Genomic DNA, 26,022 nt, shown 5'->3' with positions numbered 1-26,022 from the left:
ACTGCATTCGGCGATCGGATATCGACCTCCGTTCGAGGTCCAAGCTGAGTGGACCAACCAGGGTGCGACCGCGAGCGTAGCTGCATAGAAAACCAGGAAAAACAGCCTCTATGAAACCCGGTGCTTGACATCTTCCTCATGGGTCTGCTCATGGCCCAGTACACGTACACCGGCTACGATGCCTCGGCACACGTGGCCGAGGAGACCAAGAACGCTTCGACCGCCGCACCCAAGGGCATCGTCATGAGCGTGGTCATCTCGATCATCGGTGGTTGGATCCTGCTGTATTCGATCACGGCAGCGATCCAGGACGGTTCCGAGGCTGGACTGACCACGCTCAATGCCACGGCAACGGGCCTGCCGCCGGCACAGGTCTTCCTCGACGCCCTGAACAACCCGACGATGGCGAAGTTCCTGCTCTTCATCGTCTGCGGCGCTCAGTTCTTCTGCGGCATGGCGTCGGTGACGGCGAACTCGCGGATGAGCTACGCATTCTCCCGCGATGATGCGATCCCCGGCTCCAAGCACTGGAAGAAGGTCAATCCACGCACCGGCACACCCACGAACTCGATCTGGCTGTGCATCGTGCTGTCCTCGATCCTCACCGTGCCCGCACTGTTCAATGAGACCGCCTATCTGGCGGTCACCAGCGTGGCGGTGATCGGGCTCTACATCGCCTATGTCGCTCCGGTGCTGCTGCGCCGGCTCAAGGGGGATAAGTTCAAGCCTGGTCCGTGGCATCTGGGGCGCTGGAGCGCAGTCATCGGGTGGATCGCTGTCGTCTGGGTGATCTTCATCTGCATTCTGTTCGTGTTGCCGCCCACGCTGCCGATCACGATCTCGACCTTCAACTACTCACCCATCGCTGTGCTCGCAGTCCTCGTCCTCAGCATCGTGCTCTGGTACGCCCGAGGCAAGAAGCACTTCATGCAGCACCTCGACAAGGAGCAGCTGGCCACCGACGAGAAGAAGCTCCTCGACGAGATCGATGACTAAACGGTCCTGGCCCACAGCTGGTCGGCTCTCAATCAATGCTGAGTTCGAAATTGTCGGCGCCAGTGACGACTTTTTCGACCTCAGCGTTGATCGACGCAAGGAGACCTAGCCAGATGAGCGCTCTCTCCGCCCGCTGGCGGGAGACACAGCGCGCACTCCGGCCGCCCACCGTAGCTGGAGCCGCAGACGAAAACGACCCGGGTGCCTCAACTTGAGGCACCCGGGTCGTCAACATGTCTGGCCGCTAGCGGCCGGGTGAGGGCATCAGCTTCGCACCGATGCTCACACCACCCGACTCACTCCGACTTCCGGATCACGCTGTCTCGGACTTGTACTTGTCCTCGATTGCGCGGCCGACCTCGTCATCGATGTTGCGCCAGTACTGGAAGACGTTGGAGAGCACGGGCTCTTCCACGCCGTCCTTCAATGCACCGACGACGGTTTCGATGAGGCCCTGGCGCTCCTCTTCAGAGTAGACCTCGCGAATCAGAGTGTGTGCCTGGCCGAAGTCATCGTCCTCCGCGTGGAGCGTGGCGGCGCTGCGAACGAGCTCACCATCGGATTCCCACCGTGCCTCAACCGGAGTCTCCGCGGCCTGGTACGGACGGCCGTAGGAGTTGGGTGCATAGTTCGGAGCATCACCTGAGTGGTGGTACTCCATCTGACCTTCCTTGTCATAGGAATTGGTCTTCGTAACGGGTGCGTTGACCGGCAGCTGGTTGAAGTTCGTGCCGATGCGGTTCCGCTGTGCGTCTGGGTAGGAGAATACGCGGCCCATGAGCATCTTGTCGGGCGAGATTCCGGTGCCCGGCACGGTGTTCGAGGGGCTGAATGCAGCCTGCTCGATCTGGGCGAAATGGTTCGACGGGTTCTTGTTGAGCGTGAACTTCCCGATCTCCATGAGCGGGTAGTCCTTCTTCGACCAGGTCTTGGTGAGGTCGAAGGGGTTGAAGCGGTAGGTCTTGGCCTCTTCGTAGGGCATGATCTGGACGCTGACGGTCCAGGACGGGTAGTCGCCGCGCTCGATCGCGTCGAACAGGTCGCGACGGTGGACGTCTCCGTCCTCGCCTGCGAGCTGGCCGGCTTCCTCGTTCGTCATGTTCTCCACACCCTGATCGGTGTGGAAGTGGTACTGGACCCAGAAGCGTTCGCCGGCGTCATTGGCCCACATGTAGGTGTGTGAGGAGTATCCGTTCATGTTCCGCCAGGTCTTGGGCAGACCACGCGGTCCCATGAGGTAGGTGACCTGGTGTGCCGATTCGGGCGAGAGCGACCAGAAGTCCCACTGCATGTTGTTGCTGCGCAGGCCTGAATCAGGGGTGCGCTTCTGCGAGTGGATGAAGTCGGGGAACTTCATGGGATCACGGACGAAGAACACGGGGGTGTTGTTGCCCACCATGTCGAAGTTTCCGTCTTCGGTGTAGAACTTGAGCGCGAATCCACGCACGTCACGCCAGGAATCAGGTGAGCCCAGCTCACCGGCGACGGTGGAGAACCGTGCGAGCATCGGGGTCTTGGTGCCCTTCTGCAGGAACTTCGCCCGGGTGTAGGCGGAGACGTCTGCAGTGATCTCCAGTTCACCGAAGGCACCGGAGCCCTTGGCGTGGGGGCTGCGCTCGGGAACGCGTTCGCGGTCGAACCGAGCCAGCTTCTCGACGAGTTCAACGTCGTGGAGGAGGAGGGGGCCATCTGCTCCGACGCTCAGCGAATGCGCGTCGGACTCTCGCGGCTTACCTGCCTCGGTCGTCGAGGGCTTCGTGCCGTCGAATCCTGGGTGTTCATGATCAGCGTGTTTCGTCATTGCTTCTCCTTCAACCGATTGAGCGACGGGGAGTCATTCTTCCCGGTCCACTTCATCCATCATAGGACGAACATTGCTCGTCTGCGTCCGATGAGGCGGAGGGCCGATCACGGCTCCCGTGATATCGAGTTCCTGGCAGCGTGCAGAAGACTGTCGCAACCGATTTTCACGCTAACCAGGTTCCTTATCTGGTACAAGCAAGGCCACCCTCCTCAATATTCCGGCCCCTCATCCTTCGGCTGTCGCGGCACTTGAACCGCCTGCCGAGCTCGAGCCGGAGCTTCCGGAGTCAGAGCTTCCCGCGCTGCCCTGCGAGCCGGAACCTGAACTTCCACCCGAGGACGTTGCTCCCCCGCCCGAGGCATCCGCTCCTGCACTGCTGGATCCGCTCGAATCGCTGCCGGTTCCGGCAGTATCGTCACCGGTGGCTGCAGATGAGCTGGCATCAGTGCCTTGGTCAGTCCCCGTCTGATCGGCAGTCGAGGAGGCCGTCGAGCTGCCTTCGTTCGCCGAGGTGGACTGCCCTTCGCTCGTCGTCGAACCCTCGTTTCCGCTTCCCTGATTCGGGTTCTGGCCGGGTTGGGAATCTGCCCCGGAGGAGCCGGATTCGGAAGTGCCGCCACCGTCTTGTGAGCTTCCGGAGTCATCCCCGGTGCCGGAATTTCCCGACACGGATCGTGAGATCTGCGAGGTCCCGGGCGAGATGTCGGCATCGGTGAATGATTCGGCCATGACCACGGCACCCAGGCCGATTCCGAATGTCGCCACCCCGATAGCCACCGGGTAGAGGACTCGTTTGCGGCGCAGCTTCTGCCACCACGATTTGGGTTCGTCGCTGGATCCCTCGGTGTCGGCGGATGACGCGGCATCGGGGGTCGTGCCTTCAGCTGCCTCGCCGCTCAGGCTCCCGAAGGTTCCAGTGACCCGGGAAGGTCCTGTCGCTTGGAACGCTTCAGCCGCGGCGGATCGCTGCGTTTTGGCATCGAGTGACTTCGCTTTTACGGCCGGAGCGAGCTTTGTGCCGACTTCTTTGATCTTCTCTTTGCCCTTGTCCAGGCTGCTGGTATAGAGCGTCACCGCGAGTCCGGTGATGATGCTCGCGACCCCTGCACCGACGACCGTTCCGGCGACACCCAGTTGTCCGCCGATGACCGAAGAGGTGGCTGCGGCTGCGGCACCGGCGAGGAGCTGAGTCGCGGAGACCCTGCTTTCGCTCTTCGTCTTCTTCTCGGCTTTGTCATTCGTTTCGGTGTCCAGCGGTGCCGATTCACCGAGATCAGCAGTGTCGTTCACCACCGTCGTGTTCGCCTGCAGCATCCGAGTCGCCGACCTCTGCGATTCTTCGCGTCGGATCGGATTCGGCGGCATCACCGGTGTCGTCACATGCGGGGTCGTCGGCGGCGTCGACTGGGTGTTACTGATGTGTGCGGCTGCGTGTGTGGCTGCGAGTTCTTCGGTGATCAGAGGCAGGGTCTGAGACGCCTGCACGATCGTTTCAAAGTCGCCGTCTCGTGATGCTGATCTGTCGTGACCGGACGCTGCGCCGTCCTGCCCGTTCAGCCTGCCTGACTCATTCTGATTCGACCCCAAAGTTCCTCCGATGACTGGTCCCTGAGTCCAGTATCGGCCGTGGGTTTACGGAGTTCCTGACCCACCCCCTCAGAAGCTGGGACAACGCTGTGAGCAGGCAGCATCCCCATGCTGGCTGACCTGCGATGATGTCGTTTCATGTGACGCACGGGACAAGCGCTTCGCAGGATATTGGCAGGTCCGGATTCGGCGCCTGGGACGGCCCCTGCCTCAGTGCAGAATGGCCATGCCGAGGTGGTCCGGAAGTACATCCGATTTCTCGAGTTCCAGCAACTGGAATCTCGGTTGTCCGGGACCCGAATCCAACGTCACCGCAAACAGCCCGGAGCCGGTGAACCGAGTCGACATCTCCAGCTCACGTGGACCTGTGCTGGCCCCGTCATCGATCTCGACCATGAGGTTGAGCGCGAAGCACGGAGAGCCCAGTTCGACGAGCGAGACGTTCTGTTCCCCACGGAACCTCTGGGGTTCGTCTTGGGCGACGAAGTGCAGCTGTCCATCGATCTCAAGGCCAACCTCGCCGCCGATGGGAAGAAACGTGCGCGCCAGGCCCGGCAACGGGGAGAACACAGCCGGGCGGTCCAGACGCGCGATGCTCAGGCGCCACCGCCGAAGGCTCGGGGTCAGTGCCTGGGAATCTGTGAGTGAGACGAGCTCGGTCGTCTCCCCCGCACCGTTGGCCCACGGAACCGGTTGAAGGTCGTCGAAGGAGGCGATCACGTGCATGTGATCACTGTATCCCCGGTCAGAAGCTCAGTTCAGAACGATGCAGAACGGGTGACCTGCCGGATCCAGGAAGACACGGAAGCTCTCACCCGGCTGTTCGGCTGCCTTTCCTGCACCGAGTTCAACCACGGCCGCCTCGGCGACATCAAGGTCATCGACGACGACGTCGAGGTGCATCTGCTGCGGGTGGGCCTGGCCCGGCCAGCTGGGTGCATGGTAATCCTCGACCTGTTGGAAGCAGATCGGCGGCCAGGAATCGGATGTGATCTCTGCCCAGGTGCCGTCGTCATCGACTCTGACCTGCCAGTCGAGGAGTTTGCCGTAGAACTCCGCGAGTTCGCGTGCGTCAGGAGCGTCGAGAACGACGACGGGCTGCTTTGCGATTGCCATATGAGAAGTCTACGCGCCGCCGATGACACGGTGAAGAGCTCAGGTGCTGGGCTGGTGCTAGTCTCGAAGCACCACAGGGGAGCGCCGCGACAACGGCGCTGAGAGTGCGCAAGCAGACCCTTCGAACCTGATCCGGTAAGCGCCGGCGGAGGAAGTGAGAAGAGACAATGATGAACGATGTCCACACGAAACAGCAGGCCAATACCAGTATTCGCCTGAGTCCAGACGGGCCGGCAGCAGCCTTGCGAGCGGAGACCGCCGCGACCTGGGATGCCGCGGTCGGGCACAGGTTCGTCACGGAACTGTTCGCCGGGACCGTCGACGATTCTGTGATGAAGAAGTACCTGATTCAGGACTATCAGTTCTTCGAATCGTTCCTGTCGATGCTCGGAGCCTGCGTCGCCCACACCGATGACATCGGCCCCAAACTCCGGTTTTCCAAACAGCTCGGAATCCTCGAAGCAGACGAGGATTCGTATTTCGTCACGGCGTTCGCCGAGGTGGGTGTCCCGGAAGCCGAATACGACGCCCCGGAACTGACCGCCGCGACCGCGAGGTTCCGGGATCTCATGGACGAAGCGGTCGCTTCTGCCTCTTACCCGGACCTGCTCGTCGTACTCGTCATCGCCGAATGGCTCTACCTCGATTGGGGCGAACGCGAGGACCCGATGCCCCATCGTCACGTCCACGCGGGGTGGATCGACCTGCACCGTGGTGAGGACTTCCGGGCATGGGTGCAGTTCCTCGTCGACGAACTCGAGAGGGTCTTTCCCATCGGCGACGATGCTGAATCCGCCGCGGTCAGGGACCGGTTGACTCACCTCTGGCGGACGACAGTCGGCGTGGAGTTCGCGTTCTTCGATGAAGCGTATGTGTCCGGCTGAGGATGGCACCTGGTGAGCACCCGCCGTTCGGTTCTGCAACAGTTGCTTGCACAGATCCGCGAGATCAACTCTGGCGGGCGGGGCCTCATTGCCATCGACGGGCTCGACGGTGCGGGCAAATCCGTTCTCGCCGAAGAACTTGTCCAGCTGGCGGCCCAGGACGGACTCCGGCCCGTTGCGTCACTGAGCATCGACGGATTTCACCACCCACGTTCGGTTCGGTACGCGCAGGGACGTGGACCTGAGTCATTGTACCGTGACTCCTACGACTACACGGCGTTCAAGCGGTCTGTTGTGACTGCGTTCAAGCAGGGACTGCCGGTTGTTCCAGCCGTCTGGGATGTTGTTGCCGATGCCAGTGTCGAGGGCGCACATTCCAGTCTCGAATTGTCACAGGACTGCGTCCTCCTCGTGGATGGCATCTTTCTCCATCGGCCAGAACTCCGCGAGGTGTGGGACGCCAGCATCTGGGTGCAGGTACCTTTCGCAGTCTCTGTTCCGCGCGGGAACGAACGCTTCCCCGGGCAGTACGATCCTGACCCCGAGGCGGAATCCAATCATCGCTATGTCGGCGGACAGCGGCTCTATTTCGCGCAATGCTCGCCGTGGGAGACTGCGACGTGGGTTCTCGACAACGAAGATCTGGCACACCCCACTTTGCGGCCCCCTCCCAAGGAGGCCGCCATTAACTCAGTGTCCGAGAACTAGAAAGAGGTCGACGGCACACGACCTGCCTCACACAGGCGCATGTTGATTGTGCTGGACGATCTTCGCGACGACCGCACCAACGGCGCAGCCGACTGCGACGAGGAACGGCACACCGACGACCACCGCTTCGACGATCATGATGAATGGGTGTTGGAACATGTTCGCCAGGATATTCACCGCAGCGAATGTCACCATGCTGATGGCGAGGAAGAGCCCGGCTGTCTTCACCAGTCGAGCCGGCAGTGTCCCCGGACGCTCACGGACGTTCGATGTACTCATCGCCGATCACCTTCGATCCTGATCACTGTAGACGCCGTCTGCGCCACTTGCGATGTGCTTTGAGGCTACGCCTGAAAGCTTGGCATGCCATGGGGGCAGCTGGGATGTTCGATGTATGAGAGGGCTGTCTCCTCTGCACCTAGACTGAGTCCATGAGCAATCCCCAGGTAGATGTCGTTGTCGTCGGTTCCGGACCCAACGGCCTGGCCGCAGCGGTGACCATGGCTCGGGCCGGTCTCTCGGTCCAGGTCTTCGAGGCCCAATCCACCGTCGGTGGTGGCGCCCGCACCCTCGATCTCGGGCTGGCACCCGGGATCACTCATGACATCTGCTCGGCCGTGCACCCGCTGGCGATCTCGAGCCCCTTCTTCGTCGACTTCGATCTGCGTTCCCGGGGCCTTGAGTTCACCACCCCGGAAGTCTCCTATGCCCAACCCCTCGACGATCAGCCAGCCGCGCTGGCATTCCATGATCTCGAGGCAACGGTCGACCACCTCGGCGCGGCCGGGCCAGAGTGGCGACGCTTCTTCGCCCCGCTCCTCGAACGCGTCGATGATGCGATCTGGTTGTCCCTGGGCGACAAACGATCAATCCCGGAGACCCTGCGCGATGTCCCCGGTATCGCGAATGTGGTGAAGTTCGGGATGCGCCTGCTGTCCCAGGCGAGCCCGGCGTGGAACATTCCGCTCTCACATGAGACGTCCCAGTCCCTGTTCACCGGCGTCGCCGCACACGCGATCGGTGGGCTGCCGAGCATGGGCACGGCAGCTACGGCCACCATGCTCGCAACCGTCGCCCACGCCGGTGGCTGGCCGTCACCTGTCGGTGGTTCGCAGGCGATCATCGACGCCATGGTCGCCGACCTCGAGGCCCACGGAGGGTCGGTGACCACGAATGCGCGCATCGATCACGTCTCCGATATGCCCTCAGCCCGCGCATACCTGCTCGACACCTCGGCGCTGAATGCCACACAGATCTTCTCCGGCCTCATCCCGGCCCGCGTCGACAAGTCGCTGCGCAGCTTCAAACAGGGCAATGCCGCGGCCAAGGTCGACTTCGTCCTCAACGGGCCTGTGCCCTGGGCTGATCCCAACATCAACCGTGCCGGCACCATCCACGTCGGCGGAACCCGGACGCAGATGGCCGCCGCCGAGGCGGATGTCCTTGCCGGACGCATGCCGGCCCACCCGGTCTGCCTGGTCTCCGACCCGACCGTGTTCGATCCCTCGCGTGAGGTCAACGGATTGCGCCCACTGTGGACCTACGCTCATGTGCCCTTCGACTGTCCGCTCGATCCGACCGAATACATCATCGAACAGATCGAGCGCTTCGCCCCCGGCTTCCGCGACACCATCGTGTCCTACAACTCGATCCCCGCTTCGGAGATGGCCGGACACAACCAGAACCTCATCGGCGGCGACATCGCCACCGGACTCGTCTCCTTCTACCGGATGCTGGCCAGGCCGCGGGCCAGCTGGGACAACTACGGCCTCGGCGTCCCCGGTGCCTACCTGTGTTCGGCCGCGACCCCACCGGCGCCCGGCGTGCACGGCATGAACGGCTGGTTCGCAGCCCGGCGGGCGCTGAAGACGCAGTTCGGCATCACCGAGGCGCCGAGTCTGGCCCCCTGAGAACCTGTCGGCGCCGGCGCGAACGCATCTGCCACACTCCGTTGGCTACGGCCACCGCCACGACAACGAGGCCTGCCCCCAGCGCCTGTCCCACGGTGAGCGTCTCCCCGAGGATCAATGCAGCGAGCACGAGGGCGAGCACGGGTTGGATGAGCAGCAGACTCGCTGTCATCGACGGCACCAATCGGACGCTTCCCCTGTTGATGAGCAGCCACGCCACCACCTGCCCCAGCAGGGCCAACGCGATCAGGTACATCCACGAGCTCGGACCGATCCCGGTGAAGCCGATGCCGCCGGTGAACTGGGCGATGATTGCCGCGGTCACCGCCGCCGAGGCGGTCGCCCAGGCCAGAGGCTGAATTGTTCCCTCGGCCTTACGTCTTGTTCCCCGGCGGGTGAGAAACATGTACACCCCGTATCCGATCCCGGCGATGAGGGCCAGACCGGTGCCGAGAACGGCGTTCTCGCCAACCTCGGCGAGAGACACGATCCCGCCCACCAGGCCGACGCCGATGAGCATCAGCGGCAGGGAGATGAGGAAACGTGCGCTCACACGCTCACGGTCGATGACCAGCGCCAGCAGGGGAAGCACGATGACCTGAACGTTGACGAGCACGGTCGCAACGCCAGCACCCACGAGGTAGATCGAGGCCGTCCACGCAATGTAGTCGATGCCCAGTGCCACCCCGGCCGCGATCGCCCAGAGGACCCCCGCCCGGGAGAGCCCGCCTCGGCGTCGGCGCTCAAACAGAGCCAGGGGCACGAGGGCGATGACGGCGATCGCGCACCGCAGCACGGCCGTCGTCGCCGCATCCACGCCTGCAAGTTTGACCAGGATCGCCGAGATCGACAGGCACAGAGCACCGGCAAGCACAGCCGTCGCGGCGAGCGCGGTCGATGGGTTCGGCTCCGGAGCGACCCTGGGTGCGACGGTCATATGTTGACCGTAAGCCCGCGGGTCCGATTTGGCACCACCTCCGGGTCATGTCGCCGCAGCCTCAGGCCACCGCGGTGACGATCAGATGTGATTCTCGTTCAGATGTGCTCGTTGAGGATCGCGCCCAACCGGGTCAGGGCATCGACCATCTCCTCATCCGACTGGCCCGAGTAGCTGAACCGGGCGAAGTTGCTGCGCTGCTCGGTCGGGAAGAATGATACCCCGGGCACGTAGGCAACCCGCGCTTCGGGCAGAGCATGATCGGCCATGAAGACGGTCGCGTCGAAGCCTTCGGGGAAGGGCACCCAGGTGAAGAGTCCGCCTTCGGGTTTGGTCACGGCCACCTCGGCGGGGAAATGCTCGGCCATGGTCGAGAGCATGAGGTCACGTTTGGCACGGTAGACGCCACGCATCGCCGAAATGTGGGCGTCGATGTCGTAGGTCTCTAGGAACCGCGTCACCGCAGTCATATTCAGGGTGGACGACTGAGTGTCGGCGGCGAGCTTGAGCAGGCTGAGCTTGTCGAGGATCTCCGGTGCCGCACTCACCCATCCCAGGCGCACTCCAGGAGCGAGGATCTTCGAGAAGCTGCCGAGGTGGATGACCCGGTCCTCGGTGTCCAGTGAGGCCAGGGTGGGCTGTGCTTCGCCTTCGAAGCGCAGCTCGCGGTAGGGCGAGTCCTCGAGGATGAGCACATCGAATTCGTTGGCCAATTCGATGATGCGCTTGCGGCGCTCGAGGCTGAGGCTGACACCGGTCGGGTTCTGGAAGTCGGGGATGACGTAGATGAACTTGACGTTATCTGTCCCCCGCAGCGTTGCTTCGAGGGCGTCGACATCCATGCCGTCGGAGTCCATCTCGACGGCCGCGTACTCGGGTTGGCAGGGGTTGAACGCGATGAGGGCACCGAGGAAGGTCGGATTCTCCGTCACGATGACATCGCCCGGGTTGATGAGCAGTTTTGCCACCAGATCGAGCCCCTGCTGGGCGCCATGAAGGATGAGAACATCATCGGCATCCGTCGCCGCACCCGCAGCCGACATGCGTGTGGCGATCTGCGCGCGCAGACCTGGCAGCCCCGCCGAGGCGGTGTACTGCAGAGCGGTTGCACTGTCCGTAGTCAGGACCTCGGTGTAGATCCGCTGAAGCTCGACTGCCGGGAATAGTGATGCATCCGGGTACCCACCGCCGAAGGAGGTGACGGACGGATCGTCGCCGTATTTGAGCAGCTCACGGATGGCAGACGGCTGGACGCGAGCAATGCGATCGGCGAACTTCGATGACACTGTTTCTCCTTTGAAGACTCAGCCATGAGCACTGGCGACATGACAGGTGCTGACGGTGCGGACACCACCGGTGATCCGCTGAGCATACAGCCGAATCATGGTGCCCGGGTGCGGTGTCCGTGGAGCACCGCCGGAGTCGATATTCACAGCGCTCAGATCATCGTTCGACGCGTCCCCGCGGGGACGTTTCTGCTCGCCGCCTTCACTGTGTCGGTGTCCGCTGCCACGCATCTGCATCGTTGTCGTAGACCCACTCGACCACCTCGGTGACAGTGTCGACGACGTCATTCAGCCAGAACGTCATATCCGGGTGCCAACCCGCCATGAGGCTCGCGGTGGCGTCATCGGTGTTCCCGATCGTGGGCAGGGACGGTGAAGTTTCCACGAGGCTGTGATCGCCGACTTCCACGACGGAGCCTGCGGTGCGCAGATAACCGGCCAAGCTCACGTGTACCCCGTCGAATTCCTCGCCCACTCGTGACCAGTCGGGAATCACCCACTGGCCCTTGCGCCCGGTCGTCTCTGACCACACATAACGGCGCTGAGCAGTGACGTCGAGCGGAAAGCGCCGACACAGCTGCGCCCAGTCCTCGGGGCAGCAGATCTCAGCGATACGGGCCTCCGGGCGCAGTCGCAGGCGGCAGGCCCGGGCGCGTTCGAGACCGAAATCGTCTTCGACGAGTTCGACCCCGATCGGGGTCTGGTCCGGCCAGGTTGATGTTGAGGTCCAGAGCCCATCGGGCGGGGTCGACCACCATTCGCCGCTGAGCTCGTCATTGGGGTCTTTGACCAAGTCGTGACGGTACTCGGTTTCCGTGGTGAGGATGTGGCCGAGCCACTCATCGAGGCCCCATGGCAGTTGGGCCCCGTCCCCGTCCGCAGGTGGGAAGAGATCGGCGAGGGAGATCGCGGGCCGGCTCTCTGCTTGGTCGACAGGACCTGTCGGGTGCGTGAAAATCGCCGGCAGACCGCCGCGATGTTCCTCATCGTCCCAGGCCAGCGCCCATTGGTTCTCCATGTCGAATGGGCGGGACCACGCGTCGAGCAGACCGGTGCCGATGAGCACCTCTGCGAAGGGTCGCAGGGCCTCACGCACCTCGGGTCCAGCGGCGATATGATCGGCCCCGTGCGGAGGCTGCCAGTACATGGCGCCTCCGATCACTTCGGCCATCGCGTGCTCGAGCTCGGCCTGGCTCGGTTTAGACGGTGTGACGAATCGCAGCTTCTCGGCGACGTCGCCGGCCGTCACGGCACCGGGTGCCGGTTCCGAGTCACTTTCACCGAGGTACATCGCCACCGCGGCCCCCTGCGCTTTGTCGGCAAGATGGCCGGCGATGAAGACAGCGCTGCGAAACTCGTCCAAGGCACGCGCCGACGCTGTGAGGGGCTGGCCTTCGTCATCGAATTCGTCCTCACTCCCGCTCAGGGCCAGTCCGAATACGAGCGAGCGTCCCCGTGGGGACGCCAAGAGATCCTCAGCAGTGAGCGGGCGGTGATGCGACGTAGTCATGGGCACAACACTAGTTCGGTGTCGGGGGCAGCACCGTCAGGACGTCCCCGCGGGGACGTCGGCCACGTCTTCGACGTCTGTGGGCACCACCTCGGCGAGGATCTTCGGCCCCTTCGCAGCGCGCATGCCTGCTCCGAGGACGCCGATGATGACGAGGACGGCTCCGCACATCTCCCCCAGAGACACCGTCTCGCCGAGGACAAACCAGGCCGCACTCATTCCGACGATGGGCACGAGCATTGAGAATGGGGCGACCACTCCAGCGGGGTTGCGCGACATCAGCCACGACCAGATGCCCGAGCCGAGGATCGTGGCGATGACGACTGTGTAGGCGAGGCCGGCGAGGCTCAGCCAGCCGGTCGGGGTCAGCAGCGTCGTCAGTGAGTGGCCGATCGTGGCCGGCCCCTTGACAATGAGGGCGAGAAGGAGCATCGGCACTGGTGGAACCACCGACATCCACATCGTGAACTTCACCGGCTCGACCGAGTGGGCCTGACGGTTGCAGATGTTGCCGATCGCCCACCCGAAGGCACCGGCGAGAGTGAGCAGGAACGGCAGGAGGCTCGCGCTCGAATCCAGCCTCTGCCAGCCCACGACGCCGAGTCCGGCCATGGCAACGAGCAGGAATGCCATCTGTGATCCGCGGACCCGCTCGCGCAGGAACGTCATGCCCAAGAGCACCGTGAACGGCCCCGAAGCCTGGAGCACAAGTGAGGCCAGACCTGCAGGCATCCCTGCCGCCATCGCCCAGTAGAGGAACAGAAACTGCAGGAGCCCGAACCCGAGCCCGTAGCCCACGATCCAGCGGAACTTCACGTCCGGTTTCGGCACGAAGAGCAGAGCCGGAAGAGCCAGCACGGCGAAGCGCAGGGCGACGAGGAAGAAGGGTGGGAACTGTTCGAGCGAGAAATCGATCGCCAGGAAGTTCAGTCCCCACATCACAGCCACCGAGGCGGCGAGCAGGCAGTGTTTGAATGACATGCCTCTATTCTCGAGTCGCCAAACACTTAACACAATCGAAATATTCTACACATACCTTGTAGCCAGGCTTCATTCTTGTAGCATTGGCCCATGGACCCCAGGCATCTAGAGCTGCTGCGCCGGCTCGACGAACTCGGCAGCGTCACCGCCGTGGCCCAGGCGACGTATCGCACGCCCTCGGCAATATCACAGCAGCTCAAACAGGCCACCCGGGAACTCGACCGAACTCTCGTCGAACCCGAGGGCCGCGGACTGAAGCTGACCACGGCAGGCAGGCTGCTGGCCGCAGGAGGCAAGGACGTGGCCTCAGCGCTTGCCCGCGTGCAAGCCGATTGGGAGGACTACCTCGGCGATCCCTCCGGAGAGGTTCGGATTGCCGGGCTGCCCAGTGCGCTGACCTACCTTGTGCCCTCTGCGCTGCGACAGCTGCGGGAGACGAGCCCGAAGATCATCCTGCGCACCGTCGACATGGATCTGGCCGAGCACGAATTCGGGGGCCTGACCTCCGACGTCGACATCGCCATCGCCCACAGCCTGATCTCCGAACGACCGACCGGGACCGAAGGGCTGAGGGTCGAATCATTGGCCAGGGAACGCATCGACGTGGCCGTGGCTGACTCCCATCCGCTGGCGCACCGGAACGAGCTGACGCCTGAGGACCTCGTCGCTGCTCAGTGGATCGGCGTGCCCCACGGGTTCCCATTCGCCACGATCATGTCCTCGATCGAACACGTCACAGGACGTGAGCTCGAGGTCACTCAGCGCATCCGGGACAACCGACTCATCGAGGCGATCGTGGCCTCGAGTCACCAGGTCGCCCTGCTGCCGCGTTTCACGACCCCGGAGGACGCCGGGGTCACACTCGTCCCGCTGACCGGAGTCGCGACCACGCGTTGGGTCGTGGCGGTCATGGCCCCCGATACGGCCGAGCGCGCCGCGATCAAACGTGTGCTCGACGCCCTGCGCCAAGACACTTAGCGGGGCGCGGCGAACTGCTCACGCCGATGCGGTGAACCGCTTCGGGATCAGCTTCTCCAGGGGCAGGAACGCCGCCCAGCAGATCACCGTCGGCAGGAAGTGGATGCCCAGGGCGATATAGGTCATGAGGTGGAAGAGCATGAAGACGATGACGGCACCATCGAGCCATCTGCCCTTGAGGAACAGTACGATCGGCGAGAGGAACTCGAAGACCAACGTCGCCCACTGCCCGGCGATGAGCAGGCCCGGCATCTCGAGGAACGGCTTCGACCATTCGGCACCACGGCGCATGAGCGCCCAGATGATCACGGCTCCGTTGGCCCAGTGGGTGATGTTGCCCGAGGCGATCCACTTCATCACCACAGAGTAGAAGTAGGTGAGAACGACGGAGATCTGCACGACCCGCAATGCCCATCCTGCCTTCGCCGAGGTGGTTCCCAGTCTTGGAATCGTGCGAGACCGACCGTCGGCAGCACCACGACGGCGACGACGAGTGCCATGTGGTCGTGGGCGACGTAGCCGTAGCCCTGCGTGTAGAACATCCACAGCCCGAAGGTGATGGCGACGAGCCAGCCGCTGAGGCGCTGGAGGATTCCAGCGGCTGCCATCAGGGAGAAGACGATGATCGCGGCAAGCAGGATCTGTGCGGCGAGGACGCTGACCGGAGGGATGTGGAGGAATCTGGCCAACCACAGCGGCTGATAGAGGCCAGGTGTCCATCCGTGTGGGATGACATCGGCGGAGATGGTCAGCACGTCGACGATGACGAAGAGGTAGATGAGGACGCGGAAGACCGCGACCCGGGCCAGGGAGATCTGGGGCGTGAACCAGGCGATGAGCGGATTGCCGGCCTTCACCTCGGCGGTGGTGGGCTTGTTCACTGCACCTCCCAGGTCGCCAGGATCTTGTGTTCGGGTTCGCCGACGCTGCGGCCGTTGTCCAACTGGGTCACTGTGCGGCAGAGGATCATCGCCTCCGGTTTCGGCTCATCGGGATGGAGGCGCTCAAAGGAGTCGGCCAGGGTCTGCAGGAGTTCGGGGTGGCTGATGACCCGGTCGAGCTGAGACTCGATGTCACCGCGTTCGATTCCCACTGTCGCCGTGTTGAAACCGAGCCTGCGTGGTTCGTCCTCGCCGGGGAACTGTGCTTCGATGCACGTCGAATTCACCGTCCCGTTGAGGTCCTTGGCGGTGGCGTACTGGGTGAGTGAGCCGAGCGGGAAGAAGTCATTGGTGTTGAGGAACTGTCCGCAGGTGAGGACGATCAGCGCGATCGCGGTCGCTGTGAGGCGCCAGACGATCGACCACGTCGTCATCGGCCTCGGCTTCGTCGCAGACTCGGCCGCAGACTCCGACGGCGGTTTCCTCTTCGTCAGAAGTCGACGCTTCTTCTCATCCATGCGCTGTGTGGTTCATTCTCTCGACGCCGCGGGTACGCAGACCATCGTAGCCGCCTGCCTCCCCCAACTACCTAGCGGCGCTCCAGCAACCTCGCGCGGGGTGCCTGGGCCGCCGTCAGGTAGTTGGAAGGGCTCAGGAACTGCGAGCGTAGAGATTGAGCTGTTCCCACATCGCCGCGTACTTCTGGAAGGATGCGACCGCGGTTTCTGGATCGTCGTTGCTCAGCGCGGTCACCCACGAATCGACGAGCTCCGGTGTCTCGTTGGGCCAGAGCACATCGCTCATCCCACCCAGGTCGAGTTCGAGTACGGAGTTCATGTCGAAGCCGTCGACCCATTGCGCCAAAATCGATGTCTGCTCGACCATGTCGACGACCTTGGACTTGTCTGCCACGGTCTCCGCAGCCCATTCCATTCTCGCCGAGGCTGCCAGGATGTCCGTACGAATGAGGACTCTGAGCCCGGCATCGGTTTCGTTCGTGATGATCTGGTCTTCGCCGAGCGAGAAGAACAGCCACCATGACGGCGGCACATCCCAGGCCGAGACTCGGGTGAAGACCCGGGTGTCCTTGGCGTCCTGGAGCCACTCGGCGCGACGACTGGCTGCACGCCTGCGCACCGACTTCGGAGCGATGATGTCCAGCGTCGCCTTCGAGGTGTGCTCGCTCAATGCTTCGAGCGCTTCCCACCCGCGGATATCCTCCTGGGCGGGGCAGCACCGATCGACTCCGTCCGAAGTCTGAGACGCCGGAAGGAAGATCGGGGTGCTGCGAAACGATTCAGCCACAGGGCTCGGCGGCAGTGAGATCAAGCGCTGGTCGGCGTCATCGGAGACCTCCTCCTCGACCCGAGCACGGTTGTCTTCCACCTGCTCGTCTTGCAATGCGGAATGAACCACGATGGGTTCGAAGATGCGCAGAGTGACAACATAATCGCGACTGTAGGACATGGGTTCAGCCTATCCAAGGTCGGGCCTCAAAATGGAACTTCCCACTGCGAACAGGTAGGATTTAAGCGCATAGCAGAGATCTAGTCCGGGGCGCTTCGCCCCACATGACGACGGAGGGGGTCACGCCAGTGGGTCGCGGCCGCGCAAAGGCAAAGCAGATCAAGGTAGCCCGGAAGCTGAAATACTACAGCCCGGACACCGACCTGAATAGACTCCAGCAGGAACTGGGTTCCGAGTCGCAGGCGTCCGGTTCGTCAGATCCGTACGACAACGAGCCGGACTATTCGGATTACGCCGACAAGTACAACGTCGACGATGACGACGAAGACGACGACTATACACAGCGCGAATCTTGACCGATCAGCACTGATATGATCGATGCTCGGGCACCTGAGCATCGGATTCGCTCAAGCACGAAGGCGGAGGCTACGGCCTCCGCCTTCTGCGTTGCCTGGTGGCTGCGTTGCCTGATTGCTGCGTTGCCTGGTTGCTGCAGGAACTGTCCAGCCGAAGGGGTTTCGCCCTGGGTGTGTTCTGCCCTGAGGGTGCTCGCCCTACAGTTGCTTGGCCATCACACCCCGGCAGGTTCACTGACAACCTCAGCAACGAGGCGTTTTAGAGCCGAGGGGACGTTTTGGAGTTTCCGGGACGACTCGCGAGCCGATGGGAGCCGAGGCGAAGCGCGTGAGCCGGCAAGCGCGTGTGCCGCGAAGCGCATGAGCCGGCACGAAGTCCGCTCACGCCACGCCCATGCCCTCAGCCGAGGATTGCGGCTCCGCCGTCGACGCCCTTGGCGCCTTGGACATAGTCGAGTTCCGAGGCCAGTGAACCGTCGTCGACGCTGACATCGCCGAGCACCCATGAGCCGGGGCAGGCTGCGAGCACACTGTCGACGGACGCAGCAGAGGACACGAGGACCATGCCGACGCCGAGGTTCCAGGTCCGCTCACGGTCTTCCTGTGGGACTCCGCCCAGATCGCCGAGGGTGGAGAAGACCGGAGGGATCTCCCACGACGCCCGCGACATCTTCGCCACGAGGCCCTTCGGCAGCACGCGCGCCACATTGGCAGACAGTCCCCCGCCGGTGACGTGCGAGACCGCATGCACGGCATCGGGCAGAGCAGAGAACAGGGCGTTGAGTTCAGCGGTGTAGACGTGGGTGGGGACGAGGAGCTCTTCCCCCAGAGTGCGACCGAATTCCGGCACGTTGCGATCCAGTCCCCAGCCCGCCTCGGCGATGATGTGTCTGACCAGGGAGTACCCGTTCGAGTGGATGCCAGAAGATGGCAACCCGATGAGCACGTCACCGGCTGCGACCTTCTCAGGTCCCAGCAGTTTGGACGCTTCGACGACACCGGTCGCGGCACCGGCGACATCGTAGTCGTCGACTCCGAGCAGGCCCGGGTGTTCGGCGGTCTCCCCGCCGACCAGTGCGACATCGGCGCTGGCGCACGCCTCGGCGATGCCCCGCACGATGTCGGCGATGCGTTCGGCCACGACCTTGCCGCAGGCGATGTAGTCGGTCATGAACAGAGGCTTGGCACCGCACACGATGATGTCGTCGACGACCATGCCCACCAGGTCGTACCCGATGGTGTCGTGCTTGTCGAGAGCCTGCGCGATCGCGACCTTCGTGCCCACGCCATCGGTGGATGAGGCCAGCAGCGGACGTTCGAAGCCCTTGAACACTGAAACGTCGAAGAGTCCGGCGAAACCGCCCACCTCGCCGACGACATTCGCGTTGTGGGTGGCTGCAACTGCGGACTTCATCAGTTCGACGGCGCGGTCACCGGCCTCGACGTCGACGCCGGCAGCGGCATAGGTGGTGGACTTAGCTGGATCGGTGCTCAACTCAACATCCTTTGTCGGCGGGGGTGTTGTTGACAGGAATCGGGTAAACGCCTGAGAAGCAGGCGGTGCACAGTTGGCTGCGCTCCTGCTGGGTGGCTTCGATCATCCCATCGAGGGAGATGTATCCCAGGGAGTCGGCGCCGAGGTTGTCACGGATCTCGTCCATATTCAGGCCGTTGGCAATGAGCTCGGCCCGGGTCGCGAAGTCGATGCCGTAGAAGCAGGGCCACTTGACCGGTGGCGAGGAGATGCGCACATGGATCTCCTTCGCTCCGGCTTCGCGCAGCATCCGGACGAGAGCACGCTGGGTGTTTCCGCGCACGATCGAGTCATCGACGACGACGAGCCGTTTGCCTTCGATGTTCTCGCGCAGCGGATTGAGTTTGAGTCGGATGCCGCGCTGTCGCAGGGTGTCCGAGGGCTGGATGAATGTGCGGCCGACATAGGCGTTCTTCATCAGCCCCTGACCGAAGGGGATGCCGGAGCGTTCGGCATAGCCGACGGCGGCCGGTGTTCCCGATTCCGGGGTGGCGATGACGAGATCGGCATCGACGGGAAACTCGTCGGCCAGCTGGCGGCCCATCTGGGTTCTGGCTGCATGCACGGTCTTGCCGTTGAGCACACTGTCTGGCCGGGCCAGATACACGTATTCGAAGACGCAGCGGGCCTGGTCCTGTTCGGCGAATCGGAAGGAACGCAGACCATCTTCGTCGATGGCGATGAGTTCGCCCGGTTCGACGTCGCGCACGAAGGAGGCGCCCACGATGTCAAGCGCCGCGGTCTCAGAGGCCACGACCCAGCCGTTCTCCATTCGCCCCAGTGACAGCGGCCTGACTCCGTGGCGATCACGTGCAGCGTAGAGGGTGTTCTCGTCCATGAAGGCCAGTGAGAACGCACCTTCGACCTTGGGCAGGAGGTTCAGTGCCGCTTCGGTGAGGTTCTCGCCCTCTTCGGTGGCGAAGAGTTCTGTGACCAGGGAGGTGTCATTGGAGGAGTCGCGGAAGGGCCGAGTTCGGGTGACCTTCTTCGTCGCGTCCTTGACGACTTTGTCGGCATCGTCGCGACGGCTGTCGGCCAGAGCCTCGAGCTCGTCGAAGTTCGTCAGGTTGCCGTTGTGTGCCAACGCCACGGTGCCGAACGGCGTGGGGCCCAGCGTGGGCTGTGCGTTCTCGAACGACGGCGAACCGGTCGTCGAGTAGCGCGTGTGCCCGAGTGCGATGTGGCCCTGCAGAAGTTCGAGATCGCGTTCGTGGAAGACCTGTGAGACCAGGCCCATGTCGCGGTAGATCAGGATCTGCTTGCCATTGCTGGCAGCGATGCCCGCGGACTCCTGTCCGCGGTGCTGCAGAGCATAGAGCCCGAAGTAGGTGAGTTTGGCGATCTCCTCGCCTGGTGCCCAGACTCCGAATACTCCACAAGCATCCTGAGGTCCGCGGTCCAGGGGGTCGATTTCGTGCGTTAGTTGCCCGTCTCCTCTTGCCACACGAAGGATTATGTCACATCGGTGAGCCCCACTTCACAAGTTGATCAGACTCCGGTACTCGAGGATCCGTTCCGGGGCTCGTCGTCAGCACTGTCATTGGCGGAGCGATTGCCTCCGAGGGCCTCCCCTGCCGAGGTGTCGTCCGAGGTGACACTGGCGTCGGGATCTTCGCCGTTGGCTTCGGCGATACGACGACGCGCGATCTCCTTGGGATCGTCGACCATGTCGATCTCCGCGTCGACGCGGTACTTGCGTGCCTTCCTCCGACCCAGCCAGTCCAGGATCACCGCCAGAAGCCCGCCGAGGAACAATCCGCCCACGGCGAGGATGAGAAGGAGCAGTCCCGCTCCCTTGGCCACGGTGTAACCGGTGGGTATCGCTTCGGGATCGACGAGGAGCGTGAGTACACCTGCGACGAGGACACCGAGGATCGCGCCGAGTCCCATGAATACCGAGTACTTGGGGCTGCGACGAACGGCGACGTCGATCTGGTCCTTCATGATCTCCTCGAGCAACGGTGTCGGTGGCGGGCCCATAGTGCCCGCACCTCAAGTCGCGGACAGTCTAGTCGAGAACTCTTCCGCCGGCTCCCAGGCAGTTATCCGGGCAATCCCATAAGGTGGAGACAAAGCACAGTACGGCTTCTCACATAGGGGTGGACATGTCCCATACGATCATCGTCGGAGTCGACGGCTCCGCCAACAGCCAAGGCGCACTGCAGTGGGCGATCAGACATGCGCAGCTGACCGCTTCTGAGATTCGCCTCGTGGCGGCGTACACCGTTCCCGGTGTCAATATGACCCAAGCGGACATCGTCTACCCGGCCGATTTCGACACAGCAATCAAGAGGTCGGTGCAGAAACTCGTCGATGACAGCGCCCGAACCGTCACCGACGCCTCGGTGCCGGTATCGACGGTGGTTTCTCCCGGGGATGCCTCTGGAGCGCTGGTCGACAACTCGAAGAACGCCGATCTCGCCGTCATCGGCGCCCGCGGTCGTGGTGGTTTCGCCGGCCGTCTGCTGGGGTCCGTGGCCCTGGCGATGCCCGCGCACGCTCATTGCCCCACCGTGGTCATCCCCAGCACATGGCCCCAACGCCCGAAGCCCGAGAGGCCCCTGTCGATCGACCCGCCTGTACGCTCCTCCGGCGCGCGGGCAGCCACCGCCGAATCCGGCGACAGCGGCCCCGACTTCAGCGGTGAGGTCGTCGCCGCGATCGATCCTTTCGAGACCGACGGCCCGGTCCTGCGCGACGCCGCCGTACAGGCTCGGATCTATGGCCTGCCCCTGCACCTGGTCGGCATCACGGCCGCCCACGTGCTCTCGCCGGAATGGATGCCCAGCGAAATACACCTTGTGAAGATGTACGACGAAGCCGTGACCTCGCTGGAAGAAGCCGTGAAGTCCCTCAGGGAAGAGTTCCCCGAGGTTGACGTTCAGTGGTCGATCTTCGATGCCCCCGCCACCGAGGTGCTCATCAGTGCCACCTACAGCGCCGAACTCATGGTCATCGGTTCCCGCGGTCGCGGCGGTTTCGTGTCAACGATCCTCGGGTCGACCTCCCAGGCCGTACTCTCACACTCTGTGTGCCCCACACGAGTGGTGCGCGTACTCCGCCGAAAGCCGGCGAAGAAGCGCTGACAACGTCCCTGCCATGACGCTGGGACGCTGGCTGCTGGCGCGTTGAGGCGCAGCACCACTCCCCGTCACCGCTGAGCAGAAGTGCCCAGCGGTGACGGGGAGGGAACTCACCCCAGCGCGATGAGACCGATGCCGGCGACGACGACCACCGCACCGGTCAGCTTCATGCCGATGTTCTTCTCCCCGAAGAACCACCAGGCCAGCAGTGTGCCGACGATGATCGAGGTCTCCCGCACAGGAGCCACGAGGGACACCGGTGCCTGCTGCATTGCGAAGAGGACGAGCAGATACGCCAACGGGGACAGGATGGCCACGGTGACCAGGGCTCGCTTGTGCTCGGCCAGGATCGATGTGACGTCCCCGCGACGCCCCGCACCGCCGGGGAGCGTCACGATGCCCAAGGCCATGATGGTTGCGACGCAGGCTTCGGAAACAGCGAAGTAGAGCAGCGGTGAGTCGGTGATGTGGTTGACGGCGAAGTCATCCCACAAGGTGTAGGAGGCGATGAAGGTTCCGATCAGCGCGCCCCAGGCCAGACCGCGCCCTATGCCGTGGCTATGAGAGCCGTGGCTGTCTGCCCCGAAGCCTGCACCTCGCGGTCGCACCGTTACGACCGCGATGCCGGCCAGGACGATGAAGGCGCCGATGGTCTCCGGCGGGGTGGGCCGCTCACCCAGGAACAGCACCGCGATGATGATCGTGATGATCGGACCGACCCCGCGCGCCGTGGGATAGACGACGCCCAGCGGAGCATGGTCGTAGCCGGATTGCAGGGCCACCGAGTAGGCGATGTGGAAGCTTGCGCTGAGCACTGCGGCACTGAGGAGTCCCAGGCTGAACTCGTGTGTTCCGGAGACCAGCAGCCAGACCGCGATCGGGGCCAGGAGGATCGCCGACAGCCCGTGATAGGCCAGCACGAAGGCGTAGCCCTTACCGGAGACGGACTTCGCAGCAATGTTCCACAGGGCATGGGCCACCGAGGCGAACAGCACCAGTCCGAGGACTGCAGGAGTCATCGACGACCGCGATCTGCCCGTTTCACAGCGTCACGATTTCACAGCTTCACGACGACGGTCTTCGTCTGCGTGTACTCGTCGAAGGCTTCGATGGACTTCTCGCGGCCGTAGCCGGACTTCTTGAATCCGCCGAAGGGCAGTTCCACTCCCCCGCCGGCACCGTAGGTGTTGACGAAGATCTGCCCGGCCTCCACCTCGGCGGCGACCCGATGAGCTCGGGAGATGTTCTGTGTCCACAGGGCCGAGACCAAGCCGTAGTCGGTGCCGTTGGCCAGGGAGATCGCTTCTTCTTCGTCGTCGAAGGTCATGGCCACGACGACGGGGCCGAAGACCTCCTCCTGCGCGATCCTCGAGCCCGGGGACACATTGTCGACAAGCGTCGGAGTGATGAAGGCGCCACCGACGAGGTCCTCGGCGAGGCCCTCGGGCCTGGTCCCGCCGGTGACGATCTGGGCGTTGCCGATGTCGGAGAGGAACCCTTCGACGCGGGACTGCTGCTTCGTCGAGATCAGGGGCCCGAGCATGGGGTCGTCGATGCCGTAGCCGATGGTCACCTTCTCCATCGCGGCCGCCATCTTCTCGACCACCTCGGCGTGGACGTCCTGGGCGACGATGAGTCGGGAACCGGCCGAACAGGTCTGGCCGGCGTTCTGGATGACCGACCGGACCAGGGACGGGATGGCTGCGTCGACATCGGCGTCGGAGAAGACGATGTTCGCCGACTTTCCGCCCAGTTCGAGCACCGTCGGGATGACCCGATCGGCTGCGGCGTGAGCGATCTGCGAGCCGACCTGCGTCGAGCCCACGAAGCCCAGATGCGCGATGCCCGGGTGGGCTGCCAATGCCGCGCCCGCCTCACTGCCCTTGCCTGTGACCACGTTGAACGCGCCGGCGGGAAAGCCCACGGAATGGATGAGTTCGGCCAGGCGGACCGTGGAGCGCGGCGTTTCGTCGGCGGGTTTGGCCACGGCACAATTGCCGGTGGCCAGCGAGGTCGCAGCGGCGCGGCCGATGAGCTGGAGCGGGTAGTTCCAGGCCACGATGTGCCCGGTCACGCCGTAGGGTTCGCGGCGGGTGTAGACGTGCATGTCCTCGGCCATGGGGATCGAGTGCCCGTGGTAGGACTCGATGGTGTGACCGTAGAACTCGAAGTAGCGGGCGCAGACGTCGACGTCGGCGTAGGCCTGGGTCAGGGGTTTGCCGGTGTCTTCGGATTCGAGGGCGGCCATCTCATCACGGTTGGCCCGGATCACCTCGGCGGTGGTGACTAGCAGTTTCGAACGCTGCTCGGTGCTCGAGCGCTTCCACTCCCGCTGCGCCCGGGCCGCAGCCTTGACCGCACGGTCGACCTCGTCGGCTCCGCCGCGGGACACATCACCGAGGTGCTCGCCCGTGGCCGGGTCGACGTTGGCGTAGGTGGTCAGCGAGGGGACGTGGCATCCACCGATGAATGAGGTGGTCTGGGTGATCTGGGCGTTCATCGCCGGCCTTCCAATTCTGCCGATGTGTACAGAGGGACGAAGTCGCTGATGTCCGCGCGTGTGCCCGAAGCGTCGACCGAGCCTTCGGCGAGCGCGGCGGAGAATTCGGTCTGACCGGTCACGATCTCCAACCACACCTGCGCCGAGGTTTCGACGACGTTGGGCGGTGTGCCGCGGGTGTGCCGGGGCCCGGGAATGCACTGGGTGACTCCGAACGGCGGGACGCGAACCTCGACGCTGTTGCCCTCAGCACGCGACGCCAGTTCCTCGAGCGTGAATCTCACTGCAGTGGCCAGGGTCGGCCGATCTGCCGGTGCTGCGTCGGCGTCTGAATGCGCCACCCACATCTCAAGGGCGTTGCGCCCCTCGTCGGGGTCAATCCTTCTGCGAATCGCCATCAGTGACTCTCCCTCTTACCTGATCCTCGCTACATCTTCACCCACGATGACCCGACCGACAACTGCCGTCCGCCCCTCGGAATCGATGCCCCCGGTGACGGGCCCGGTGATCGCTGCGCTTAACTCGTCGAGGAGTTCGTCGTCGACGTCTGGAAGGGCTCCGGCCTTCTGCAACAGGGTCAGGGCCACGAGACCCGTCGCCCGTGACGAACCGTCGAGGCATTTCAGCGCGACCGAGTACCCGGATTTCGTGGCCATGACGATGACGCCTTCGGCCCCGCCCTTGGCGAAGACACCGAGTCGGTCGATGACCGTTGTGTTCGGTTTGCCGTGGCCTTCGATCGCCCAGGGTTCGGCGAAGACAGCATCCATCAGGGTGCGGGCCTCGCTCGCATAGGAGGCATAGGGCTCCGCCGCCGAGGTGGTCATCGGGTTCGCGTCTGCTGTGGCAGGATCTGCACTGCCCAGCCGCACCACGCGGCCGATCGCCCGTGCCAGGCCGACCAGGCTGAGTGCGAAGACGGGGGCCCCGCAGCCGTCTGTGCCCACTGCGGCCGGGCTCTCGCTGGCAAAGGTCTCGACCACCTCGGCGACCTTGGCCTGCACCGGATGAGTGGGCTGAAGGTAATTCGTGGTGGTCGCGCCGATGGCCGTGGCGGCCATGAGGAACGCCACATGCTTGCCGGAGCAGTTGAAGTACAGGGGCGACTTCGGGTCGCCGCCAGCTTCCTGCAGGCTCCGGCGGAAGGCCCCGTCGGCGGGGTGCGCGGACGGGCAGTGCAGGTCATCAGGGCTCAGCCCGACGGAACCGAGCATCCCGGCAACCGCCTCGGCATGGCCGGCCTCGCATTGATGGGACGCGGTGGCCAGCGCCGCCCACGTGCCTCTGATATCGGCGCCGAGATTCATTGCGGCGATGGCTTGGAGGGGTTTGAGGCTCGACCGGGTGAACCCGGGAACTTCGGGGGCACCCAGGCTGATCAGGGGCGATCCATCCGGGTCGAGGACGACGGCGGAACCGATGTGGCGGGATTCGACGAACCCGCTGCGCTCGACGAAGGCCAACTCGGCGGCGTCGGCGGAAACGAAAGTGGAACGAGTCACGC

Annotated in this window: 27 protein-coding genes and 1 riboswitch; of the genes, 7 read left to right on the top strand and 20 right to left on the bottom strand. The window is 63.8% G+C overall.

Going from position 1 to position 26,022, the window contains the following annotated elements; translation table 11 throughout:
* Positions 1-120: 120 nt before the first annotated feature.
* Complete coding sequence (locus BANT918_RS15770; RefSeq protein ID WP_233430547.1) at positions 121-996, top strand: amino acid permease; 876 nt, start codon at positions 121-123, stop codon at positions 994-996.
* A 313-nt stretch (positions 997-1,309) separates the two neighbouring features.
* Here BANT918_RS15770 and BANT918_RS15765 read toward each other — a convergent pair whose 3' ends face one another.
* From BANT918_RS15765 to BANT918_RS15750, 4 genes are all read right to left on the bottom strand, one after another.
* Positions 1,310-2,797 carry a catalase gene (locus BANT918_RS15765; protein WP_101621119.1) on the bottom strand — a complete coding sequence of 496 codons (1,488 nt, stop codon included), beginning with the start codon at positions 2,795-2,797 and terminating at the stop codon, positions 1,310-1,312.
* A 228-nt stretch (positions 2,798-3,025) separates the two neighbouring features.
* A complete protein-coding gene (locus tag BANT918_RS15760; protein WP_145997002.1) occupies positions 3,026-4,285 on the bottom strand; it encodes a hypothetical protein in 1,260 nt (419 codons plus the stop codon).
* A gap of 312 nt (positions 4,286-4,597) precedes the next feature.
* On the bottom strand, positions 4,598-5,113 hold the full coding sequence (locus tag BANT918_RS15755) for a HutD family protein (protein ID WP_101621117.1): 516 nt from the start codon (positions 5,111-5,113) through the stop codon (positions 4,598-4,600).
* 27 nt (positions 5,114-5,140) lie between these two features.
* Positions 5,141-5,503 carry a VOC family protein gene (locus BANT918_RS15750; protein WP_101621116.1) on the bottom strand — a complete coding sequence of 121 codons (363 nt, stop codon included), beginning with the start codon at positions 5,501-5,503 and terminating at the stop codon, positions 5,141-5,143.
* 65 nt (positions 5,504-5,568) lie between these two features.
* A riboswitch (TPP riboswitch) is annotated at positions 5,569-5,674 on the top strand.
* Between BANT918_RS15750 and BANT918_RS15745 the strand changes: the two genes are divergently transcribed.
* Both BANT918_RS15745 and BANT918_RS15740 read left to right on the top strand, forming a co-directional pair.
* A complete protein-coding gene (locus tag BANT918_RS15745) occupies positions 5,671-6,387 on the top strand; it encodes a TenA family protein (RefSeq protein ID WP_233430546.1) in 717 nt (238 codons plus the stop codon). (Overlaps the previous riboswitch by 4 nt.)
* Before the next feature lie 12 nt (positions 6,388-6,399).
* A complete protein-coding gene (locus BANT918_RS15740; RefSeq protein WP_233430545.1) occupies positions 6,400-7,095 on the top strand; it encodes a uridine kinase in 696 nt (231 codons plus the stop codon).
* Between the two features lie 27 nt (positions 7,096-7,122).
* Here BANT918_RS15740 and BANT918_RS15735 read toward each other — a convergent pair whose 3' ends face one another.
* Positions 7,123-7,374, bottom strand: coding sequence for a hypothetical protein (locus BANT918_RS15735; RefSeq protein ID WP_101621114.1), 252 nt, complete (start codon positions 7,372-7,374; stop codon positions 7,123-7,125).
* A 152-nt stretch (positions 7,375-7,526) separates the two neighbouring features.
* Here BANT918_RS15735 and BANT918_RS15730 point away from each other — a divergent pair, with 152 nt between their 5' ends.
* On the top strand, positions 7,527-9,005 hold the full coding sequence (locus BANT918_RS15730) for a phytoene desaturase family protein (RefSeq protein ID WP_101621113.1): 1,479 nt from the start codon (positions 7,527-7,529) through the stop codon (positions 9,003-9,005).
* Here the strand turns inward: BANT918_RS15730 and BANT918_RS15725 are convergent.
* From BANT918_RS15725 to BANT918_RS15705, 4 genes are all read right to left on the bottom strand, one after another.
* Positions 8,977-9,942: a DMT family transporter gene (locus BANT918_RS15725; RefSeq protein WP_101621112.1), complete on the bottom strand. Its 966-nt coding sequence runs from the start codon at positions 9,940-9,942 to the stop codon at positions 8,977-8,979. The genes BANT918_RS15730 and BANT918_RS15725 overlap by 29 nt on opposite strands.
* A gap of 98 nt (positions 9,943-10,040) precedes the next feature.
* Entirely contained in the window at positions 10,041-11,228 is a 1,188-nt protein-coding gene (locus BANT918_RS15720; protein WP_101621111.1) for a PLP-dependent aminotransferase family protein, read from the bottom strand.
* Between the two features lie 202 nt (positions 11,229-11,430).
* Positions 11,431-12,738, bottom strand: coding sequence for a hypothetical protein (locus BANT918_RS15710; RefSeq protein ID WP_145997001.1), 1,308 nt, complete (start codon positions 12,736-12,738; stop codon positions 11,431-11,433).
* 36 nt (positions 12,739-12,774) lie between these two features.
* Positions 12,775-13,719, bottom strand: coding sequence for an EamA family transporter (locus BANT918_RS15705; protein ID WP_101621108.1), 945 nt, complete (start codon positions 13,717-13,719; stop codon positions 12,775-12,777).
* Between the two features lie 90 nt (positions 13,720-13,809).
* Between BANT918_RS15705 and BANT918_RS15700 the strand changes: the two genes are divergently transcribed.
* Positions 13,810-14,697 (top strand): LysR family transcriptional regulator, encoded by an 888-nt coding sequence (locus tag BANT918_RS15700; RefSeq protein ID WP_101621107.1) that lies wholly within the window; start codon positions 13,810-13,812, stop codon positions 14,695-14,697.
* Between the two features lie 18 nt (positions 14,698-14,715).
* Here BANT918_RS15700 and BANT918_RS17850 read toward each other — a convergent pair whose 3' ends face one another.
* The 4 genes from BANT918_RS17850 to BANT918_RS15685 all read right to left on the bottom strand — a co-directional run bounded on the left by BANT918_RS17850 (position 14,716) and on the right by BANT918_RS15685 (position 17,045).
* Positions 14,716-15,054, bottom strand: coding sequence for a hypothetical protein (locus BANT918_RS17850; RefSeq protein ID WP_233430544.1), 339 nt, complete (start codon positions 15,052-15,054; stop codon positions 14,716-14,718).
* Positions 15,054-15,578: a hypothetical protein gene (locus tag BANT918_RS17845; protein WP_233430543.1), complete on the bottom strand. Its 525-nt coding sequence runs from the start codon at positions 15,576-15,578 to the stop codon at positions 15,054-15,056. The genes BANT918_RS17850 and BANT918_RS17845 overlap by 1 nt, the downstream gene beginning before the upstream one ends.
* Positions 15,575-16,096 (bottom strand): hypothetical protein, encoded by a 522-nt coding sequence (locus tag BANT918_RS15690; RefSeq protein ID WP_101621106.1) that lies wholly within the window; start codon positions 16,094-16,096, stop codon positions 15,575-15,577. The genes BANT918_RS17845 and BANT918_RS15690 overlap by 4 nt, the downstream gene beginning before the upstream one ends.
* 133 nt (positions 16,097-16,229) lie before the next feature.
* The gene (locus tag BANT918_RS15685) at positions 16,230-17,045 is read right to left on the bottom strand and encodes a hypothetical protein (protein ID WP_101621105.1); all 816 of its coding nucleotides are present in this window, start codon (positions 17,043-17,045) and stop codon (positions 16,230-16,232) included.
* Positions 17,046-17,173: 128 nt separating this feature from the next.
* On the opposite strand from BANT918_RS15685, the gene BANT918_RS15680 reads away from it, so the two are divergent.
* Positions 17,174-17,401 (top strand): DUF3073 domain-containing protein, encoded by a 228-nt coding sequence (locus BANT918_RS15680; protein ID WP_101621104.1) that lies wholly within the window; start codon positions 17,174-17,176, stop codon positions 17,399-17,401.
* A gap of 400 nt (positions 17,402-17,801) precedes the next feature.
* On the opposite strand, the gene purM is transcribed toward BANT918_RS15680, so the two are convergent.
* Genes purM through BANT918_RS15665 form a run of 3 tightly spaced genes read right to left on the bottom strand, consistent with a single transcriptional unit; the run spans position 17,802 to position 20,879 of the window.
* Positions 17,802-18,896: a phosphoribosylformylglycinamidine cyclo-ligase gene (purM, locus tag BANT918_RS15675; protein WP_101621103.1), complete on the bottom strand. Its 1,095-nt coding sequence runs from the start codon at positions 18,894-18,896 to the stop codon at positions 17,802-17,804.
* A gap of 1 nt (position 18,897) precedes the next feature.
* Positions 18,898-20,379, bottom strand: a complete 1,482-nt coding sequence (purF, locus tag BANT918_RS15670) for an amidophosphoribosyltransferase (protein WP_101621102.1) — start codon at positions 20,377-20,379, stop codon at positions 18,898-18,900.
* Positions 20,380-20,423: 44 nt separating this feature from the next.
* Positions 20,424-20,879: a hypothetical protein gene (locus tag BANT918_RS15665; protein ID WP_167389498.1), complete on the bottom strand. Its 456-nt coding sequence runs from the start codon at positions 20,877-20,879 to the stop codon at positions 20,424-20,426.
* A gap of 161 nt (positions 20,880-21,040) precedes the next feature.
* On the opposite strand from BANT918_RS15665, the gene BANT918_RS15660 reads away from it, so the two are divergent.
* Positions 21,041-22,021, top strand: a complete 981-nt coding sequence (locus BANT918_RS15660; protein ID WP_101621121.1) for a universal stress protein — start codon at positions 21,041-21,043, stop codon at positions 22,019-22,021.
* A gap of 107 nt (positions 22,022-22,128) precedes the next feature.
* On the opposite strand, the gene BANT918_RS15655 is transcribed toward BANT918_RS15660, so the two are convergent.
* From BANT918_RS15655 to BANT918_RS15640, 4 genes are read right to left on the bottom strand one after another with little or no spacing between them, the layout of a single operon-like run.
* Entirely contained in the window at positions 22,129-23,037 is a 909-nt protein-coding gene (locus BANT918_RS15655) for a DMT family transporter (protein ID WP_101621101.1), read from the bottom strand.
* Positions 23,038-23,075: 38 nt separating this feature from the next.
* Complete coding sequence (locus tag BANT918_RS15650) at positions 23,076-24,518, bottom strand: aldehyde dehydrogenase family protein (protein WP_101621100.1); 1,443 nt, start codon at positions 24,516-24,518, stop codon at positions 23,076-23,078.
* The gene (locus tag BANT918_RS15645; protein WP_208618145.1) at positions 24,515-24,916 is read right to left on the bottom strand and encodes a sterol carrier family protein; all 402 of its coding nucleotides are present in this window, start codon (positions 24,914-24,916) and stop codon (positions 24,515-24,517) included. The genes BANT918_RS15650 and BANT918_RS15645 overlap by 4 nt, the downstream gene beginning before the upstream one ends.
* 15 nt (positions 24,917-24,931) lie before the next feature.
* Positions 24,932-26,020: an asparaginase gene (locus BANT918_RS15640; RefSeq protein WP_101621098.1), complete on the bottom strand. Its 1,089-nt coding sequence runs from the start codon at positions 26,018-26,020 to the stop codon at positions 24,932-24,934.
* Positions 26,021-26,022 lie beyond the last annotated feature (2 nt).

It is taken from the genome of Brevibacterium antiquum CNRZ 918, from assembly GCF_900169145.1.
GTDB classification, from domain to species: domain Bacteria; phylum Actinomycetota; class Actinomycetes; order Actinomycetales; family Brevibacteriaceae; genus Brevibacterium; species Brevibacterium koreense.
This window is presented reverse-complemented; position numbering and strand designations above follow the sequence as displayed.

Excerpts from the sequence above, each read along its gene's own strand:
- BANT918_RS15645 (WP_208618145.1), bottom strand. The coding sequence starts at position 24,916 with ATGGCGATTCGCAGAAGGATTGACCCCGACGAGGGGCGCAACGCCCTT.
- BANT918_RS15660 (WP_101621121.1), top strand. The coding sequence starts at position 21,041 with ATGTCCCATACGATCATCGTCGGAGTCGACGGCTCCGCCAACAGCCAA.
- BANT918_RS15710 (WP_145997001.1), bottom strand. The coding sequence starts at position 12,738 with ATGACTACGTCGCATCACCGCCCGCTCACTGCTGAGGATCTCTTGGCG.
- BANT918_RS15745 (WP_233430546.1), top strand. The coding sequence starts at position 5,671 with ATGATGAACGATGTCCACACGAAACAGCAGGCCAATACCAGTATTCGC.
- BANT918_RS15690 (WP_101621106.1), bottom strand. The coding sequence starts at position 16,096 with ATGGATGAGAAGAAGCGTCGACTTCTGACGAAGAGGAAACCGCCGTCG.
- BANT918_RS15705 (WP_101621108.1), bottom strand. The coding sequence starts at position 13,719 with ATGTCATTCAAACACTGCCTGCTCGCCGCCTCGGTGGCTGTGATGTGG.
- BANT918_RS15730 (WP_101621113.1), top strand. The coding sequence starts at position 7,527 with ATGAGCAATCCCCAGGTAGATGTCGTTGTCGTCGGTTCCGGACCCAAC.
- BANT918_RS15755 (WP_101621117.1), bottom strand. The coding sequence starts at position 5,113 with ATGCACGTGATCGCCTCCTTCGACGACCTTCAACCGGTTCCGTGGGCC.
- BANT918_RS15665 (WP_167389498.1), bottom strand. The coding sequence starts at position 20,879 with ATGAAGGACCAGATCGACGTCGCCGTTCGTCGCAGCCCCAAGTACTCG.
- BANT918_RS15735 (WP_101621114.1), bottom strand. The coding sequence starts at position 7,374 with ATGAGTACATCGAACGTCCGTGAGCGTCCGGGGACACTGCCGGCTCGA.
- BANT918_RS15655 (WP_101621101.1), bottom strand. The coding sequence starts at position 23,037 with ATGACTCCTGCAGTCCTCGGACTGGTGCTGTTCGCCTCGGTGGCCCAT.
- BANT918_RS15725 (WP_101621112.1), bottom strand. The coding sequence starts at position 9,942 with ATGACCGTCGCACCCAGGGTCGCTCCGGAGCCGAACCCATCGACCGCG.
- BANT918_RS17850 (WP_233430544.1), bottom strand. The coding sequence starts at position 15,054 with ATGAAGTGGATCGCCTCGGGCAACATCACCCACTGGGCCAACGGAGCC.
- BANT918_RS15765 (WP_101621119.1), bottom strand. The coding sequence starts at position 2,797 with ATGACGAAACACGCTGATCATGAACACCCAGGATTCGACGGCACGAAG.
- BANT918_RS15685 (WP_101621105.1), bottom strand. The coding sequence starts at position 17,045 with ATGTCCTACAGTCGCGATTATGTTGTCACTCTGCGCATCTTCGAACCC.
- BANT918_RS15650 (WP_101621100.1), bottom strand. The coding sequence starts at position 24,518 with ATGAACGCCCAGATCACCCAGACCACCTCATTCATCGGTGGATGCCAC.
- BANT918_RS15750 (WP_101621116.1), bottom strand. The coding sequence starts at position 5,503 with ATGGCAATCGCAAAGCAGCCCGTCGTCGTTCTCGACGCTCCTGACGCA.
- BANT918_RS15700 (WP_101621107.1), top strand. The coding sequence starts at position 13,810 with ATGGACCCCAGGCATCTAGAGCTGCTGCGCCGGCTCGACGAACTCGGC.